The organism is Thiopseudomonas alkaliphila (assembly GCF_001267175.1).
GTDB lineage: Bacteria > Pseudomonadota > Gammaproteobacteria > Pseudomonadales > Pseudomonadaceae > Oblitimonas > Oblitimonas alkaliphila.
The window spans coordinates 2,061,072-2,078,622 of record NZ_CP012358.1 but is presented as its reverse complement, the minus strand read 5'-3'; the positions used below and the strand labels follow the sequence as shown (position 1 = coordinate 2,078,622).

The 17,551-nt window shown below is 48.6% G+C and carries 25 protein-coding genes; all 25 read right to left on the bottom strand.

Going from position 1 to position 17,551, the window contains the following annotated elements:
• Position 1: 1 nt before the first annotated feature.
• The 25 genes from rpmD to rpoC all read right to left on the bottom strand — a co-directional run bounded on the left by rpmD (position 2) and on the right by rpoC (position 17,540).
• Entirely contained in the window at positions 2 to 184 is a 183-nt protein-coding gene (gene rpmD, locus AKN87_RS10090; RefSeq protein WP_053100992.1) for a 50S ribosomal protein L30, read from the bottom strand.
• A 2-nt stretch (positions 185 to 186) separates the two neighbouring features.
• Positions 187 to 708 carry a 30S ribosomal protein S5 gene (rpsE, locus tag AKN87_RS10085; RefSeq protein ID WP_053100991.1) on the bottom strand — a complete coding sequence of 174 codons (522 nt, stop codon included), beginning with the start codon at positions 706 to 708 and terminating at the stop codon, positions 187 to 189.
• A 3-nt stretch (positions 709 to 711) separates the two neighbouring features.
• The gene (rplR, locus tag AKN87_RS10080; RefSeq protein ID WP_053100990.1) at positions 712 to 1,062 is read right to left on the bottom strand and encodes a 50S ribosomal protein L18; all 351 of its coding nucleotides are present in this window, start codon (positions 1,060 to 1,062) and stop codon (positions 712 to 714) included.
• A gap of 11 nt (positions 1,063 to 1,073) precedes the next feature.
• Positions 1,074 to 1,607: a 50S ribosomal protein L6 gene (rplF, locus tag AKN87_RS10075; RefSeq protein WP_053100989.1), complete on the bottom strand. Its 534-nt coding sequence runs from the start codon at positions 1,605 to 1,607 to the stop codon at positions 1,074 to 1,076.
• Positions 1,608 to 1,618: 11 nt separating this feature from the next.
• Complete coding sequence (rpsH, locus tag AKN87_RS10070) at positions 1,619 to 2,011, bottom strand: 30S ribosomal protein S8 (RefSeq protein ID WP_053100988.1); 393 nt, start codon at positions 2,009 to 2,011, stop codon at positions 1,619 to 1,621.
• Between the two features lie 173 nt (positions 2,012 to 2,184).
• On the bottom strand, positions 2,185 to 2,490 hold the full coding sequence (rpsN, locus tag AKN87_RS10065) for a 30S ribosomal protein S14 (RefSeq protein WP_053100987.1): 306 nt from the start codon (positions 2,488 to 2,490) through the stop codon (positions 2,185 to 2,187).
• A 10-nt stretch (positions 2,491 to 2,500) separates the two neighbouring features.
• On the bottom strand, positions 2,501 to 3,040 hold the full coding sequence (rplE, locus tag AKN87_RS10060; protein WP_053100986.1) for a 50S ribosomal protein L5: 540 nt from the start codon (positions 3,038 to 3,040) through the stop codon (positions 2,501 to 2,503).
• A gap of 17 nt (positions 3,041 to 3,057) precedes the next feature.
• Positions 3,058 to 3,372, bottom strand: coding sequence for a 50S ribosomal protein L24 (gene rplX / locus AKN87_RS10055; RefSeq protein ID WP_053100985.1), 315 nt, complete (start codon positions 3,370 to 3,372; stop codon positions 3,058 to 3,060).
• A gap of 12 nt (positions 3,373 to 3,384) precedes the next feature.
• Positions 3,385 to 3,753, bottom strand: a complete 369-nt coding sequence (rplN, locus tag AKN87_RS10050; RefSeq protein ID WP_053100984.1) for a 50S ribosomal protein L14 — start codon at positions 3,751 to 3,753, stop codon at positions 3,385 to 3,387.
• 23 nt (positions 3,754 to 3,776) lie between these two features.
• Positions 3,777 to 4,043, bottom strand: a complete 267-nt coding sequence (gene rpsQ / locus AKN87_RS10045; RefSeq protein WP_053100983.1) for a 30S ribosomal protein S17 — start codon at positions 4,041 to 4,043, stop codon at positions 3,777 to 3,779.
• A gap of 2 nt (positions 4,044 to 4,045) precedes the next feature.
• On the bottom strand, positions 4,046 to 4,237 hold the full coding sequence (rpmC, locus tag AKN87_RS10040; protein WP_053100982.1) for a 50S ribosomal protein L29: 192 nt from the start codon (positions 4,235 to 4,237) through the stop codon (positions 4,046 to 4,048).
• Positions 4,237 to 4,650: a 50S ribosomal protein L16 gene (gene rplP / locus AKN87_RS10035; RefSeq protein ID WP_053100981.1), complete on the bottom strand. Its 414-nt coding sequence runs from the start codon at positions 4,648 to 4,650 to the stop codon at positions 4,237 to 4,239. The genes rpmC and rplP overlap by 1 nt, the downstream gene beginning before the upstream one ends.
• Before the next feature lie 12 nt (positions 4,651 to 4,662).
• Complete coding sequence (gene rpsC, locus AKN87_RS10030; RefSeq protein WP_053100980.1) at positions 4,663 to 5,349, bottom strand: 30S ribosomal protein S3; 687 nt, start codon at positions 5,347 to 5,349, stop codon at positions 4,663 to 4,665.
• Between the two features lie 13 nt (positions 5,350 to 5,362).
• Positions 5,363 to 5,695, bottom strand: coding sequence for a 50S ribosomal protein L22 (rplV, locus tag AKN87_RS10025; protein WP_053100979.1), 333 nt, complete (start codon positions 5,693 to 5,695; stop codon positions 5,363 to 5,365).
• A gap of 12 nt (positions 5,696 to 5,707) precedes the next feature.
• Positions 5,708 to 5,983: a 30S ribosomal protein S19 gene (rpsS, locus tag AKN87_RS10020; RefSeq protein ID WP_053100978.1), complete on the bottom strand. Its 276-nt coding sequence runs from the start codon at positions 5,981 to 5,983 to the stop codon at positions 5,708 to 5,710.
• Positions 5,984 to 5,999: 16 nt separating this feature from the next.
• On the bottom strand, positions 6,000 to 6,821 hold the full coding sequence (rplB, locus tag AKN87_RS10015) for a 50S ribosomal protein L2 (RefSeq protein ID WP_053100977.1): 822 nt from the start codon (positions 6,819 to 6,821) through the stop codon (positions 6,000 to 6,002).
• A 14-nt stretch (positions 6,822 to 6,835) separates the two neighbouring features.
• Entirely contained in the window at positions 6,836 to 7,135 is a 300-nt protein-coding gene (gene rplW, locus AKN87_RS10010) for a 50S ribosomal protein L23 (RefSeq protein ID WP_053100976.1), read from the bottom strand.
• On the bottom strand, positions 7,132 to 7,734 hold the full coding sequence (gene rplD / locus AKN87_RS10005) for a 50S ribosomal protein L4 (RefSeq protein WP_053101978.1): 603 nt from the start codon (positions 7,732 to 7,734) through the stop codon (positions 7,132 to 7,134). Before rplD ends, rplW begins: the two co-directional genes overlap by 4 nt.
• A gap of 16 nt (positions 7,735 to 7,750) precedes the next feature.
• On the bottom strand, positions 7,751 to 8,386 hold the full coding sequence (gene rplC, locus AKN87_RS10000) for a 50S ribosomal protein L3 (protein WP_053100975.1): 636 nt from the start codon (positions 8,384 to 8,386) through the stop codon (positions 7,751 to 7,753).
• 86 nt (positions 8,387 to 8,472) lie between these two features.
• Complete coding sequence (gene rpsJ / locus AKN87_RS09995) at positions 8,473 to 8,784, bottom strand: 30S ribosomal protein S10 (RefSeq protein ID WP_003186070.1); 312 nt, start codon at positions 8,782 to 8,784, stop codon at positions 8,473 to 8,475.
• 140 nt (positions 8,785 to 8,924) lie between these two features.
• The gene (gene tuf / locus AKN87_RS09990; protein WP_053103335.1) at positions 8,925 to 10,124 is read right to left on the bottom strand and encodes an elongation factor Tu; all 1,200 of its coding nucleotides are present in this window, start codon (positions 10,122 to 10,124) and stop codon (positions 8,925 to 8,927) included.
• Between the two features lie 30 nt (positions 10,125 to 10,154).
• Positions 10,155 to 12,257, bottom strand: coding sequence for an elongation factor G (fusA, locus tag AKN87_RS09985; protein ID WP_053100973.1), 2,103 nt, complete (start codon positions 12,255 to 12,257; stop codon positions 10,155 to 10,157).
• 18 nt (positions 12,258 to 12,275) lie between these two features.
• The gene (gene rpsG, locus AKN87_RS09980; protein WP_053100971.1) at positions 12,276 to 12,746 is read right to left on the bottom strand and encodes a 30S ribosomal protein S7; all 471 of its coding nucleotides are present in this window, start codon (positions 12,744 to 12,746) and stop codon (positions 12,276 to 12,278) included.
• 92 nt (positions 12,747 to 12,838) lie between these two features.
• The gene (gene rpsL, locus AKN87_RS09975) at positions 12,839 to 13,210 is read right to left on the bottom strand and encodes a 30S ribosomal protein S12 (protein ID WP_053100970.1); all 372 of its coding nucleotides are present in this window, start codon (positions 13,208 to 13,210) and stop codon (positions 12,839 to 12,841) included.
• A 136-nt stretch (positions 13,211 to 13,346) separates the two neighbouring features.
• Positions 13,347 to 17,540, bottom strand: coding sequence for a DNA-directed RNA polymerase subunit beta' (gene rpoC, locus AKN87_RS09970; protein WP_053103337.1), 4,194 nt, complete (start codon positions 17,538 to 17,540; stop codon positions 13,347 to 13,349).
• Positions 17,541 to 17,551: the final 11 nt, after the last annotated feature.

Sequence of the window (17,551 nt, the reverse complement as noted above, 5' to 3'; positions counted from 1 at the left end):
CTTAGCCCTCCACACGGAGTAAGTAATAAGCTTTATTGATCATGCCGCGGTTTTCTGGAGTATCCAGAACCTCTACGGTGTGACCAATGCGACGTAGACCGAGGCCACGTACGCAGGCTTTATGATTAGCCAAACGGCCGTTTGTGCTCTTAACTAGAGTCACTTTAACAGTTGCTTGAGACATGGTTAGAGAATCTCCTCGACACTCTTGCCACGCTTAGCTGCTACTGAATCAGGGGACTGCATATTTTTCAGACCCTTGAACGTTGCGTAAACAACGTTGATTGGATTCGTAGAGCCGTAGCACTTAGCGAGTACGTCTTGAACACCAGCCACTTCTAAAACAGCGCGCATTGCACCGCCAGCAATTACACCCGTACCTTCCGAAGCAGGTTGCATGTAAACGCGTGAAGCACCGTGAACAGATTTAATTGGGTACTGCAAAGTTACACCGTTCAGATCCACTTGGATCATGTTGCGACGTGCTGCTTCCATTGCTTTTTGAATGGCTGCAGGGACTTCACGTGACTTACCACGGCCAAAACCTACGCGACCTTTACCATCACCCACTACGCTTAACGCGGTGAAAGTGAAGATACGACCACCTTTTACGGTTTTAGCAACACGGTTAACTTGCACTAATTTTTCGATATAGCCTTCGTCGCGGCTATCTTCGCGGTTATCGCGTTTTTGCTCGTGATTTGCCATAACTTAAAACTCCAGCCCGCCTTCACGAGCAGCATCAGCCAATGCTTTCACACGGCCGTGGTACTTGAAGCCAGAACGGTCAAAAGCCACTTTGGCAACTCCTACCGCTTTAGCACGCTCGGCAACTAATTGGCCAACTTTCTTGGCCGCTTCGATGTTACCTGTTGCGCCATCGCGCAGTTCTTTATCTAAAGTAGAAGCTTGAACTAATACTTTACCGCCGTCAGCAGAAATCACTTGGGCGTAAATGTGCTGCGAAGAGCGATACACGCAAAGACGAACTGTTTGCAGTTCTTGCATTTTCAGGCGTGCTTTGCGAGCGCGACGCAGTCTTGAAACTTTTTTGTCGGTCATTTTGCTAGGCCCTACTTCTTCTTAGCTTCTTTACGAAGTACGTTTTCTTCAGCGTAACGTACACCCTTGCCTTTGTATGGCTCTGGGCGACGGTAATCGCGAATCTCTGCCGCTACTTGACCAAGTACTTGCTTATCAATACCGCGAATCACGATATCAGTAGCACTTGGAGTTTCTGCGGTTACGCCTTCTGGCAGCTCATACTCGATTGAGTGAGAGAAACCTAATGCGAGTGAAAGCACACTACCTTTAGCTTGCGCACGGTAACCTACACCAACTAGTTGTAGCTTACGCTCAAAGCCTTGGCTTACACCCACTACCATATTGTTTACTAAGGCACGGGTAGTACCGGCCATAGCACGTGACTGTTGATCACCACTGCGAGCTGCAAAACGTAACTCGCCATCCTCTTGAGAAACCTCAACGGCTGGGTGAATAGTCAATTCTAAAGCGCCTTTAGCACCTTTTACCGAAAGCTGTTGGCCAGCGAGTTTAAGTTCTACGCCAGCAGGTAGCTTAACGGGATTTTTAGCAACGCGAGACATGCTTGATCCCCTTAGAATACACTGCAAAGAACTTCGCCACCGATACCGGCAGCACGCGCGGCGCGATCAGTCATCACACCTTTATTGGTGGAAACAATCGCTACACCCAGTCCGCCACGGACTTGCGGCAATTCACCAGCAGCTTTGTACTGGCGCAGACCAGGACGGCTTACGCGCTGTAACTCTTCGATGACCGGACGGCCTTCGAAATACTTTAGTTCGATGGAAAGCAGAGGTTTCGCGTCACCGCTGATCTGATAATCCGCTACGTAACCTTCTTCTTTTAACACGTTCGCAACAGCGACTTTCAGTGTTGAAGAAGGCATGGTAACTACGGATTTCTCAGCCATCTGGGCATTACGGATACGAGTTAGCATATCAGCTAACGGGTCCTGCATACTCATGGGCTTGTAGCTCCTGAAAAGATTGAGGTCTCACGACCATTAGAAACACGCACACAAAACCCTCGGTCTTGTTGCGAGTCAGGCATTGTAAATGAAATAGTAAAAACGAATCAAGCCCCAATGAAGGGGCTTGATCATTTTTTCAACAAACTGAAATAGTTTCAGTTGTTAAATTACCAGCTAGCCTTAACTAAACCTGGTACATCACCGCGCATTGCAGCTTCACGAAGTTTGTTACGGCCTAGTCCGAACTTACGGTATACACCGTGCGGACGGCCAGTGATGCGGCAGCGGTTACGTAAACGTGAACGGCTTGCATCACGCGGTTGCTTTTGTAAAGCAACCTGCGCGTCCCAACGCTCTTCAGCGGTGGAGTTCGGATTGGCGATGGTTGCTTTGAGCGCTGCACGCTTTTCAGCGAATTTAGCGACCGTGCGCTGACGCTTCAGCTCACGGTTTTTCATGCCCATTTTAGCCATTTGCTAATCCTCAGTTACGGAACGGGAATTTGAAAGCCTTGAGTAACGCACGGCCTTCATCATCGTTACGCGCAGATGTAGTTAGAGTAATATCTAAACCACGTAGCGCATCGATTTTATCGTAGTCGATTTCTGGGAAGATAATCTGCTCTTTTACACCCATGCTGTAGTTACCATGACCGTCGAACGATTTACCGTTCAGGCCACGGAAGTCACGTACACGTGGTAAAGAGATACTTAGCAGACGGTCTAAGAACTCGTACATACGATCGTTACGTAAAGTTACTTTAACCCCGATCGGCCAACCATCACGGATTTTAAAACCAGCGATAGATTTGCGCGCATAGGTGACCACAGGCTTTTGACCGGTGATTTTTTCTAGATCAGCCACTGCGTTATCGATAATTTTCTTATCGGTAACGGCTTCACCTAAACCCATGTTCAGAGTGATTTTAGTAATACGTGGAACTTCCATCACGTTAGCTAGCTTAAGTTCTTCTTTAAGCTGTGGTGCAAGTTCGTTACGGTATAAATCTTTTAATCGTGCCATCATTTCACCTATTTATCTCAAGCGCCAACTGGCTTTTGAGTGGATTTGAAGACACGAATCTTTTTGCCGTCTTCAACTTTAAAACCAACGCGATCAGCCTTGTTAGTTTCTGCGTTAAAAATAGCCACATTAGAAACGTGCAATGGCGCTTCTTTCTCGACGATACCGCCTTGAGTTCCGAGCATTGGATTAGGCTTAGTGTGGCGTTTAACTAAGTTAACGCCAGCCACTACTACGCGATTATCAGCCAGCACTTTTAGTACTTTACCTTTTTCGCCCTTATCCTTGCCGGCAATGACGATGACCTCGTCGTCACGACGAATCTTTTGCATGACGGCTACTCCTTACAGTACTTCGGGTGCGAGTGAAACGATTTTCATGAACTTCTCAGTACGAAGTTCGCGCGTCACTGGCCCGAAGATACGTGTTCCGATTGGCTCTTGCTTAGTGTTCAAAAGAACAGCAGCGTTGCCATCGAAACGAATGATGGAACCATCTGCGCGACGTACACCATGACGGGTACGCACAACAACAGCGGTCATTACTTGGCCCTTTTTCACTTTGCCGCGTGGAATTGCTTCCTTAACGGTAACCTTAATGATGTCACCGATTGCAGCATAGCGGCGGTGTGAACCGCCTAGGACCTTGATGCACATTACACGACGCGCGCCGCTGTTATCGGCCACATCGAGCATAGATTGAGTCTGAATCATATAATTTCTCCGACCCTAGGCCCTTAGACCACTTCTGCGCGTTCAACGATTTCAACTAATGCCCAAGACTTAGTCTTAGCTACCGGACGAGTTTCACGAATAGTGACTTTGTCGCCGATACGGCATTGGTTGGTTTCATCGTGGGCGTGCAGTTTGGTCGAACGCTTAAGATATTTACCAAAGATTGGGTGCTTAACGCGACGCTCAATCAATACAGTAATGGTTTTGTCCATTTTATCGCTAACAACACGACCGGTTAGCGTGCGGACTACATTCTGAGCTTCAGCCATGATTAATTACCTGCCTTCTGGTTGAGCACAGTTTTAACGCGCGCAATGTCGCGTCTAACTTGTGTGAGCAGGTGTGACTGCCCTAACTGACCAGTTGCTTTCTGCATACGCAGGTTGAACTGATCGCGCAGTAATTCGAGCAACTGCTCATTCAACTGCTCTACTGATTTTTCACGAAGTTCGTTAGCTTTCATCACATCACCGTCCGTTTAACAAAGGAGGTAGCGATAGGTAACTTCGCAGCGGCTAAAGCAAATGCTTCACGCGCGAGTTCTTCGGACACACCTTCAATTTCGTATAGGACCTTGCCCGGCTGAATTAGGGCTACCCAATATTCAACAGAACCTTTACCTTTACCCATACGAACCTCAAGAGGCTTCTTGGTAATTGGCTTGTCGGGGAAAACACGGATCCAGATTTTACCACCACGCTTAACGTGACGGGTCAACGCACGACGCGCTGCTTCAATCTGACGTGCTGTTAGGCGACCGCGGCCAGTAGCTTTTAAAGCATACTCACCGAAGCTAACCTTGCTGCCGCGTTGTGCTAGACCACGGTTGTGGCCTGTCATCATCTTGCGGAACTTCGTACGCTTTGGCTGTAACATGTGGCGTACTCCTTATCGTCCAGCTTTCTTACGCGGTGTTGGTGCAACAGGTTTTAGTTCTTCGTGCTGGCCACCGATGACCTCGCCCTTAAAGATCCAAACCTTTACGCCTAAAACACCATACGTAGTATGAGCTTCATAGGTGGCATAATCGATATCTGCGCGCAACGTGTGCAACGGCACACGGCCTTCGCGATACCACTCCGAACGTGCGATTTCAGCACCACCAAGACGACCGCCTACCTGAATCTTGATACCTTTAGCACCAAGACGCATTGCGCTCTGCACCGCACGCTTCATTGCGCGACGGAACATTACACGACGCTCTAATTGCTGAGCAACGCTCTGAGCAACCAGCATCGCATCGAGCTCTGGCTTACGAATCTCTTCGATATTGATGTGCACAGGCACACCCATTTTCTTGGTCAGGTCCTGACGCAGTTTTTCTACATCCTCACCTTTTTTCCCGATAACAATACCAGGACGCGCAGTGTGGATAGTAATGCGTGCAGTCTGAGCTGGACGAGCGATGTCGACACGGCTCACGGACGCGTTTTTTAGTTTGTCTAAAAGATACGCACGTACTTCTAAGTCAGCATTCAGATAATCCGCATAATCTTTGCGGTCTGCATACCAGACTGACGTGTGATCTTTGACGATTCCCAGGCGTATGCCAACGGGATGTACTTTCTGACCCATCTGATCAACTCCGTTACTTGTCGGCAACCTTGACAGTGATATGGCAAGAGCGCTTGATGATACGATCTGCACGGCCTTTAGCGCGTGGCATGATACGTTTCAAAGAACGACCCTCGTTAACGAAAACAGTTGATACGACTAAATCGTCGATATCAGCGCCTTCGTTATGCTCTGCGTTGGCTACAGCCGACTCAAGAACTTTCTTGAAAAGCACAGCAGCTTTTTTGCTGCTGAAGGCTAACAAGTTAAGCGCTTCACCCACTTTCTTCCCGCGAATTTGGTCAGCGACCAAGCGAGCTTTCTGAGCGGAAATGCTAGCGCCGGATAACTTAGCAGCTACTTCCATCTTACTTACTCCTTAGCGTCTGGCTTTCTTGTCTGCTACGTGACCACGATAGGTACGAGTAGCAGCAAATTCGCCGAGTTTATGGCCAACCATATCTTCGCTCACGAGAACGGGAACGTGTTGACGACCGTTATGTACTGCGATGGTTAAACCCACCATTTGCGGCAGAATGATAGAGCGGCGCGACCAGGTTTTTACTGGTTTGCGATCGTTCTTCTCTACCGCGGTTTCGACCTTCTTCAAGAGGTGAAGATCGATAAAAGGACCTTTTTTCAGTGAACGTGGCACTAGTTTATCCCTCTAATTACTTGCGGCGATGAACAATCATGTTGGTAGTGCGCTTGTTGGTACGAGTTTTCGCACCCTTCGTTGGCTTGCCCCACGGAGTAACCGGGTGACGACCACCAGAAGTACGACCCTCACCACCACCGTGTGGGTGATCTACAGGGTTCATAGCAGCACCACGAACGCTTGGACGAACACCCGCCCAACGCTTCGCACCAGCTTTACCATAGGAGCGCAAGAAGTGCTCATGGTTTGAAACTTCGCCTAATGTTGCACGGCAATCTGCGAGAACTTTACGCATCTCACCTGAACGTAAACGCAGGGTCACGTAGTTGCCTTCACGGGCAACAACTTGCGCTGAAGTACCAGCTGAACGTGCAATTTGCGCGCCCTTACCTGGTTTTAACTCAATCGCGTGAACCGTAGAACCTACTGGTACGTTACGTAAAGGTAAGCAGTTACCCGCTTTAATCGGAGCGTGTGCGCCCGACATTAATTGCTCACCGGCACTAACACCTTTAGGGGCTAATACATAGCGACGCTCGCCGTCTAAGTACTTTAATAGTGCAATGTGTGCGGTACGGTTTGGATCGTATTCTAAGCGCTCAACGATAGCTGGGATGCCATCTTTGTTGCGACGGAAATCGACCAAACGATAATGTTGCTTATGACCACCACCGATATGACGGGTAGTAATACGGCCATTATGGTTACGACCACCAGTCTTCGATTTTTTCTCGAGCAGTGGTGCGTAAGGAGCGCCTTTATGCAACTCCTTGTTGACTACGCGAACGACGAAACGGCGTCCAGCGGAAGTCGGTTTGCATTTAACAATTGCCATGATGCACCTCTAGCTTACTCAGCAGCGCTGATGAAATCGAGATCCTGGCCTGGCTGCAGCGCAATGTACGCTTTTTTCCAGTCGCTACGCTTGCCTAAACCACGAGCAGTACGCTTAGTCTTACCGTTTACTTTAACGGTAGTAACGTTAGCTACTTTAACCTCGAACAGTTGTTCAACAGCGGTCTTGATTTCCAGCTTAGTTGCATCGACTGCAACTTTGAAAACGAACTGACTTTTACCGTCAGCTAACATAGTGGCCTTTTCAGAGATGTGCGGGCCAAGTAGCACTTTGAATACGCGTTCTTGGTTCATCCTAGCATCTCCTCAAACTTCTTAACTGCAGAGACAGTCATTAAGACTTTGTCATATGCAATTAGGCTCACTGGATCAGAACCTTGTACGTCACGCACATCTACGTGTGGTAGGTTGCGTGCAGCTAAGTACAGATTCTGCTCAACTGAATCGGAAACAATCAGTACGTCCTGTAAACCTAAAGCTTCTAACTTAGTGAGTAAGCCTTTAGTTTTGGGCGCATCAACTGCAAATTCTTCAACAACGACTAAGCGCTCTTGACGAACCAATTCTGCAAGAATAGAACGCATCGCAGCGCGATACATTTTCTTGTTTAGTTTTTGCGAATGATCTTGTGGACGCGCAGCAAATGTAGCACCACCGCCAACCCAGATTGGGCTACGGATACTACCTGCACGGGCACGACCAGTTCCTTTCTGACGCCATGGCTTACGGCCACCACCAGAAACTTCGGAACGTGTTTTTTGCTTTTTAGTGCCTTGACGACCACCAGCCATGTAAGCAACAACTGCTTGGTGTACTAGTGTCTCGTTAAACTCAGCGCCAAAAGTACGCTCACAAACTTCGATAGCTTGGGCGCCATTAACATTTAATTGCATTTTCGGCATTCCTCTCTTAACCGCGAGCCTTGACTGCCGGACGCACAATCACATCACTACCAGTAGCGCCTGGTACAGCACCTTTAACTAATAGTAAATTGCGCTCAGCATCAACACGCACCACTTCAAGGGATTGCACGGTCACGCGCTCAGCGCCCATATGACCAGACATTTTTTTACCCTTAAATACGCGACCTGGAGTTTGGCACTGACCAATAGAACCAGGGACACGGTGAGATACGGAGTTACCGTGTGTGTTGTCTTGTCCGCGGAAATTCCAGCGCTTAATGGTACCGGCAAAGCCCTTACCTTTAGACTGGCCAGTAACGTCTACCTTTTGACCTGCTTCAAATAACTCGGTAGTTACTTGATCGCCGGCTTGGTATTCGCCTTCTTCCAGACGGAACTCAACCACTTTACGACCAGCTGCAACGCCAGCCTTAGAGAAGTGACCTTTCTGTGCTTTAGTAACACGTGAGTCACGACGTACGCCGTAAGTCACCTGTACGGCACGATAACCGTCAGTCTCTTCTGTTTTGAATTGGGTCACGCGATTCGGTTCGACTTCAATTACAGTCACCGGAATCGAGACACCTTCTTCGGTGAAAATACGGGTCATGCCGCATTTACGACCGACTACACCAATAGTCATGCTTTAAAACCTCATGAGTGTACGGGGCTTTCACCCGCTATGGCCGCCCATTGCAGAGCGTTACACGACGTAAGTCGCTGTATGACTTAGCCGAGGCTAATTTGTACTTCCACACCCGCTGCAAGGTCGAGCTTCATAAGAGCATCAACAGTTTTATCTGTTGGCTGAACGATGTCCAGCACACGCTTATGAGTACGAATCTCATACTGGTCACGCGCGTCTTTGTTAACGTGCGGAGAAACCAGAACAGTGAATCGTTCCTTACGAGTAGGGAGCGGGATCGGACCACGCACCTGAGCACCAGTACGTTTCGCAGTTTCTACGATTTCCTGGGTTGATTGATCGATCAGGCGATGGTCAAAAGCCTTCAACCGGATACGGATTTGTTGATTTTGCATTTTGACCTCAGACTCCTAGTATTTCCCTGCCACGTGCAATCACGAAGCAAAAGGAGGCGCAATTTTAATCTTGCATTACCAGCATGTCAACTATAAACACAAAAAGCCCCCATAAAGGAGGCTTCTTGCTGATTCATTGCTTAAGCAATAATTTTCGCAACAACGCCCGCACCTACGGTACGACCGCCTTCACGAATCGCAAAGCGTAAGCCTTCTTCCATCGCAATCGGCGCGATCAAAGTAACTTCTAGCTTAACGTTATCGCCTGGCATTACCATTTCTACGCCTTCTGGCAGCTCACAGTTACCAGTTACGTCCGTAGTACGGAAGTAGAACTGTGGACGGTAGCCTTTGAAGAACGGAGTATGGCGACCACCTTCGTCTTTAGACAGAACGTAAACTTCTGCTTCAAACTTGGTGTGCGGCTTGATCGTGCCTGGCTTAGCCAGTACTTGACCACGCTGAACGTCTTCACGCTTAGTACCACGCAGTAAGATACCGCAGTTCTCACCCGCACGACCTTCGTCGAGCAGTTTACGGAACATCTCAACACCGGTACAGGTAGTTTTAGTGGTGTCTTTCAGACCAACGATCTCGATCTCTTCACCGACTTTAACGATACCGCGCTCAACACGACCAGTTACTACAGTACCACGGCCTGAAATTGAGAATACGTCTTCGATTGGCATCAAGAACGCCTGATCGATTGCACGTACTGGCTCTGGGATGTACGCGTCTAAAGTTTCTACCAGGGTCTTAACCGCAGTAGTACCTAGGCCGTTTTCATCTTCGCCGTTCAGTGCCATTAATGCAGAACCGGTGATGATTGGGGTGTCATCGCCTGGGAAATCGTAAGTGCTGAGCAGGTCACGCACTTCCATTTCAACTAGCTCTAACAGCTCTTCATCGTCAACCATGTCCGCTTTGTTCAGGAACACAACGATGTACGGAACACCTACCTGACGTGACAGCAGGATGTGCTCACGGGTCTGTGGCATAGGGCCATCAGCCGCTGAACAAACCAGAATAGCGCCGTCCATCTGAGCAGCACCAGTGATCATGTTTTTAACGTAGTCGGCGTGACCTGGGCAGTCAACGTGCGCATAGTGACGAGTCGGAGAATCGTACTCTACGTGTGACGTGTTAATGGTGATACCACGTGCTTTCTCTTCTGGAGCGTTATCGATTTGGTCATAGCCCTTAGAAGAGCCTGCGCCACCGAAAACTTCAGCACATACACGAGTTAATGCAGCTGTTAACGTGGTTTTACCGTGGTCAACGTGACCAATAGTACCAACGTTTAAGTGCGGTTTACTGCGTTCGAATTTTTCCTTAGCCACGATATGTAACCTCTTACTTAATGGGCGGGATCAATCTTGTTTTTTAACAATCGCATCAGCGATGTTCGCTGGTGCTTCTGCGTACTTTGAGAACTCCATAGAGTAGCTCGCGCGACCTTGTGACATGGAGCGAACGTCGGTAGCGTAACCAAACATCTCTCCTAAAGGAACCTCTGCGCGAATTACCTTACCTGATGGGCTGTCATCCATACCCTGAATCAGGCCGCGGCGACGGTTCAAGTCTCCCATCACGTCACCCATGTAATCCTCTGGCGTTACAACTTCAACCTGCATCACTGGCTCTAGTAACACAGCACCGCCTTTTTGTGCAAGCTGTTTTGTTGCCATAGACGCAGCGATCTTAAACGCCATTTCGTTGGAGTCAACATCGTGGTACGAACCGTCGAAAACTGTCGCTTTCAGACCGATCAGAGGATAACCGGCTACCACACCGTTTTTCATCTGCTCTTCGATACCTTTCTGGATCGCAGGAATGTAATCTTTTGGAATTACACCACCAACGATTTCGTTGTGGAACTCCAACCCTTCCTGACCTTCGTCAGCAGGGGCGAAACGAATCCAACAGTGACCAAACTGACCACGACCACCAGACTGACGAACGAACTTACCTTCGATTTCGCAGCTGTTGCGGATTGTTTCACGGTAAGCAACTTGAGGCTTACCAATGTTTGCTTCAACGTTAAACTCACGACGCATACGGTCAACCAGTACGTCTAGGTGAAGCTCACCCATACCAGAAATAATGGTTTGACCAGTTTCTTCGTCAGTCTTAACGCGGAACGATGGATCCTCTTGTGCCAAACGGCCAAGAGCGATACCCATTTTCTCTTGGTCAGCCTTAGTTTTTGGCTCAACCGCTACCGAGATAACAGGCTCTGGGAACTCCATACGCTCAAGAATGATTGGGTTATCCATGTCACACAGAGTTTCACCTGTGGTCACGTCTTTCATACCAATCAGTGCTGCGATATCACCCGCGCGCACTTCTTTAATCTCTTGACGATCGTTAGCGTGCATCTGCACCATACGACCTACGCGCTCACGCTTACCTTTAACTGAGTTCAGAACTGAGTCACCGGAAGACAGAACACCCGAGTAAACACGAACGAAGGTTAAAGTGCCCACGAATGGGTCAGCAGCAATTTTGAACGCTAATGCAGCAAATGGCTCGCTATCGCTTGACTTACGCTCACCAGTTTTCTCTTCGTCACGTGGATCAACACCTTTAATCGCAGGAATTTCATCCGGCGCTGGTAAGTAGTCGATCACGGCGTCAAGTACTAATGGCACACCTTTGTTCTTGAACGAAGAACCACAAACCGCAGGTACGATTTCACACGCAATAGTACGCGCGCGCAGACCGGCTTTGATTTCTTCAATAGACAGCTCACCTTCTTCAAGGTACTTATCCATTAATTCTTCGTTAGCTTCAGCCGCAGCTTCCACTAGGTTAGAACGGTACTCTTCTGCTTCAGCAAGCATTTCGGCAGGGATTTCTTCCTCACGGAAGGTCATGCCCATGTCGTTGTCGTTCCAGTAGTAGGCTTTCATGTTGATTAAATCAACTTGACCTACGAAGTTCTCTTCAGAACCGATAGGTAACTGAATAGGCACTGGCGTGTGACCTAAGCGCTGTTTAATTTGCGCTACAACGCGTTTAAAGTCAGCACCTTGACGGTCTAGCTTGTTCACGTAAACGATACGTGGAACACCGTACTTGTTTGCTTGACGCCATACGGTTTCAGACTGCGGTTCAACACCTGAAGAACCACAGAATACAACCACAGCACCATCGAGTACACGCAGCGAACGCTCAACTTCAATGGTGAAGTCAACGTGGCCGGGGGTGTCAATTACGTTAACACGGTAGTTGTCATACTGCTTTTGCGAACCCTGCCAGAAAGCAGTGACCGCCGCAGAAGTAATAGTAATACCGCGCTCTTGCTCTTGCGCCATCCAGTCTGTGGTACTAGCACCATCGTGGGTTTCACCCATCTTGTGGTTAACACCCGTGTAGAACAGGATACGCTCGGTAGTTGTGGTTTTACCCGCGTCTACGTGAGCACAGATACCGATGTTACGGTAGCGGTTAATTTGTGTTGTACGAGCCACAATAGGTTCCTCGCTAGATTAGAAGCGGTAGTGCGAGAAGGCTTTGTTCGCTTCCGCCATACGGTGAACGTCTTCACGCTTCTTAACAGCAGCGCCTTTACCTTCTGAAGCATCTAGCAGTTCGCCTGCTAAACGTAGCGCCATAGATTTCTCACCACGCTTGCGCGCAGCTTCAACTAACCAACGCATGGCTAGCGCGTTACGACGAGATGGACGCACTTCAACAGGAACTTGGTAAGTCGCACCACCAACGCGGCGGGACTTTACTTCGACCAGCGGAGCGATGGCCTCGAGTGCTTTCTCGAAGATTTCCAGTGGCTCACTGTTTTTACGTGCTTTAACGGTGTCTAATGCACCATAAACAATACGCTCGGCAACGGCTTTTTTACCGCTTTCCATAACGTGGTTCATAAATTTAGCGAGGATCTGACTTCCGTACATTGGATCGTCTAGGATCTCACGCTTTGCGACTACGCGACGTCTTGGCATTGATAAGCCCTCAAACGGTCTTCAGGTTAGCTCGGGACTCCTGTTACAGCGCCCGACCTTACTCTTATCGACTCGATATTAAAAAATGATTACTACTTAGGACGCTTAGCACCGTATTTAGAACGGCCTTGCTTACGATCCTTAACTCCAGAAGTATCTAAAGAACCACGTACGGTGTGATAACGCACACCCGGTAAGTCTTTAACACGTCCACCACGGATTAACACAACGCTGTGCTCTTGCAAGTTGTGGCCTTCACCACCGATGTAAGAAGCGACTTCGTAGCCGTTAGTTAAACGTACACGGCACACTTTACGGAGTGCTGAGTTAGGTTTTTTAGGCGTAGTGGTATATACACGAGTACATACTCCACGACGCTGTGGGCAGTTTTGTAGCGCAGGTACGTCGCTTTTTTCGACGATACGCTTGCGCGACTTACGCACCAGCTGGTTAATTGTTGCCATCTATTTGCTCCACTGTTGTCTTTCGACACGAAAAAATGGCCAAATAAAATTCAGCCAAAATCAAGGGTACAAGAGTCTAATGAGACTCTTGTACCCAGTCAAGTTAATTACCACTCTTTTTACTGAGCAATAATCACTATTCTGCTAAGTTCAGCGCCTCTGTCAGTGCTGCTTCTACATCGCTAGCACTCACATTACCACTGTCTAGCGCACGCTGGTTTTTACGCTCAGCATGATAAGCCAAACCCGTACCAGCAGGAATCAAGCGGCCGACAACTACGTTTTCTTTCAGTCCACGTAAGTAGTCGCGCTTACCTGTCACTGCAGCTTCAGTCAATACGCGCGTCGTTTCTTGGAACGATGCGGCAGAGATAAACGACTCAGTTGACAAGGACGCTTTGGTAATACCTAACAGCACGCGCTCATACTTGGCAGGGAAACGATCTTTCGCTTCTAACTGCTCATTTTCTTCCAATACCTGGGTGTATTCCGCTTGATCACCTTTGATCAGGCTAGAATCACCTGAGTCCAAGATCTCAACTTTACGCAGCATCTGACGCAGGATGGTTTCGATGTGCTTATCGTTAATTTTTACCCCTTGCAGGCGGTAAACTTCTTGGATCTCAGTCACGATGTAGCGCGCTAATGCACTAACACCTAACAGGCGTAAAATATCGTGCGGATTGCTTGGGCCGTCGGAAATAACTTCCCCACGGTTTACTTGCTCCCCTTCGAATACGTTCAGGTGACGCCACTTGTGGATTAGCTCCTCATATGGCTCGCTACCATCGGTAGGTGTAATCACTAAGCGACGCTTAGTGGTAGTTTCTTTACCGAAGGAAATAGTACCGCTGATTTCCGCCAGAATCGCCGCTTCTTTTGGACGACGAGCTTCAAATAAGTCAGCCACGCGGGGCAGACCACCCGTAATATCACGGGTTTTTGAAGTTTCTTGCGGAATACGGGCAACTACGTCACCAATATTAATCCGGCCACCATCGGTTAAGTTAACCAACGCATGGGCAGGTAAGAAGTACTGGGCAATAACGTCAGTGCCAGGTAACAGCAAGTCATTACCTTGCTCGTCGACCAGCTTAATGGCTGGGCGCAACTCTTTACCGGCCGCCGGACGATCTTTCGGATCCAGTACCTCAATGTTACTTAAACCAGTGAGCTCATCCGTTTGGCGCTTGATGGTAATACCATCTTCCATACCTACAAACTGAATGATACCGGTGGTTTCAGAAACGATTGGGTGGGTGTGCGGATCCCATTTCGCGATAATCGCACCCGCTGCCACTTTGTCGTTTTCTTTAACCGAGATAACCGCACCGTATGGCAGCTTATAACGCTCGCGCTCGCGACCAAACTCATCGGCAATCGCCAACTCACCTGAACGCGACACCGATACTAGGTTACCGTCTTCACGGGTTACGTGCTTAACGTTTACCAAGCGTACGGTACCGCCGTTTTTAACTTGTACGCTATCCACCGCTGAAGTTCGGCTCGCCGCACCACCAATGTGGAAGGTACGCATGGTTAGCTGGGTACCCGGCTCACCAATTGACTGAGCTGCAATAACCCCAACCGCCTCACCCATGTTAACAATGTGACCACGAGCTAGATCGCGACCGTAACAGGACGAACAAATACCGTGACGCGTGTCACAGGTGATCGGTGAGCGTACTAAAATCTCATCGATACTGTTGGCTTCAATAAACTCAACCCAGTGCTCATCCACTAGCGTTCCAGCTGGAACCAATACTTCATCGCTGGCCGGATCCAGTACATCTTGAGCTACCACCCGACCAAGTACACGCTCACCTAATGGCTCTACAACGTCACCGCCTTCAATGTGCGGAGTCATTAATAGACCCTTATCAGTGCCGCAATCTACTTCTGTTACTACTAAGTCTTGGGCCACATCAACCAGACGACGGGTAAGGTAACCGGAGTTAGCGGTTTTCAACGCGGTATCTGCCAGACCTTTACGCGCACCGTGAGTAGAAATAAAGTACTGCAGTACGTTTAGACCTTCACGGAAGTTAGCGGTAATTGGTGTTTCAATAATCGAACCATCAGGTTTTGCCATCAGACCACGCATACCAGCTAGCTGACGAATCTGCGCCGCAGAACCACGCGCGCCCGAGTCAGCCATCATATACATGGAGTTGAAGGACTCTTGCTCAACTTCGTTGCCATCACGATCAACCACCTTCTCTTTAGAGAGGTTAGCCATCATTTTCTTGGACACTTCGTCGTTGGCTTTAGACCACAGGTCAATTACCTTGTTGTACTTCTCACCCTGAGTAACTAGACCCGAGGCGTACTGATCTTCAATTTCTTTAACGTCATCAATCGCAGCGTTAATGATCTCGGCTTTCTCATCAGGGATGACAAAGTCATTCACCCCAATCGATACTCCAGAAATAGTGGAGTAAGCAAAACCGGCGTACATTAACTGGTCAGCAAAGATTACGGTTTCTTTTAAGCCAACGCTGCGGTAGCACTGGTTAATTAAGTTAGAAATCGCTTTCTTTTTCATGCTTTGGTTAACCAAAGCAAAAGGAAGACCATCCGGCACGATTTGGAATAACAATGCACGACCGACCGTGGTATCCACTAAATGAGTGGTATAGACCAGTTCACCTTGCTCGTTTTTCTCAGCTTCGGTGATCCGCACCTTAACTTTTGCGTGCAGTGAAGCTTCACCTGCGCGATACACGCGGTCAACTTCTTGCAAGTCAGCAAAAATTCGGCCTTCACCTTTGGCGTTAACTGCTTCACGGGTCATGTAGTACAGACCCAATACCACATCCTGGGAAGGAACGATAATCGGCTCACCGTTTGCAGGCGATAAGATGTTGTTGGTTGACATCATTAACGCACGGGCTTCTAACTGAGCCTCTAAGGTCAGTGGTACGTGAACCGCCATCTGGTCACCGTCGAAGTCAGCGTTATAGGCCGCACACACTAAGGGGTGCAACTGAATCGCTTTACCTTCAATCAGTACCGGCTCAAATGCCTGAATACCTAAACGGTGCAGTGTTGGTGCACGGTTTAGCAGTACTGGGTGCTCGCGAATCACATCAGCTAACACGTCCCATACTTCTGGCAGCTCACGCTCAACCATTTTCTTCGCCGCTTTAATGGTGGTCGCTAAACCACGCTCTTCTAGCTTACCGAAGATAAAAGGCTTAAATAGCTCAAGCGCCATTTTTTTCGGTAGACCGCACTGGTGCAGACGTAAGGTAGGTCCTACGGTAATTACCGAACGGCCCGAGTAGTCAACCCGCTTACCTAACAGGTTCTGACGGAAACGACCCTGCTTACCCTTAATCATATCAGCTAAGGACTTAAGCGGACGCTTGTTGCTACCAGTAATCGCACGACCACGACGACCGTTATCTAACAGCGCATCCACTGACTCTTGCAGCATACGTTTTTCGTTACGTACGATAATGTCAGGTGCAGCTAAATCTAACAGGCGCTTTAAGCGGTTGTTACGGTTAATTACCCGGCGGTACAGATCGTTCAAATCTGAGGTCGCAAAACGACCACCATCCAAGGGTACCAGTGGGCGTAAATCTGGCGGTAATACCGGCAGCACTGTCAGGATCATCCACTCAGGCTTATTACCTGAGGCGTGGAAGGCTTCCATCAGCTTTAAGCGCTTAGAAAGTTTCTTGATCTTGGTCTCAGAGTTGGTTTGCGGAATTTCTTCACGCAGACGCTCAATCTCGTAGTCCAGATCAATTTGCATCATCAGTTCGCGAATAGCTTCAGCACCCATGCGGGCATCAAAGTCATCACCAAACTCTTCTAAGGCTTCAAAGTACTGTTCGTCATTGAGCAGCTGGTTTTTCTCCAAGGTAGTCATACCCGGATCAATCACCACGTAGCTTTCAAAATACAGCACACGCTCAATGTCACGCAGTGTCATATCCAATAACAAACCGATACGGCTAGGTAAGGACTTCAAGAACCAAATATGCGCAACCGGCGAGGCCAGTTCGATGTGGGCCATACGCTCACGACGAACTTTAGATAGGGCCACTTCAACACCGCACTTCTCACAAATAACGCCGCGGTGCTTCAAACGCTTGTACTTACCGCACAAGCACTCATAGTCTTTAACCGGACCAAAAATTTTGGCACAGAATAACCCATCACGCTCTGGCTTGAACGTACGATAGTTGATGGTTTCTGGCTTTTTAACTTCACCAAATGACCAGGAGCGAATCAGTTCTGGTGAGGCGAGCGAAATTTTAATCGCATCGAACTCTTCATTCTGGCTCTGGTTTTTTAATAGATTCAATAAATCTTTCAAGGCCTTTCCTC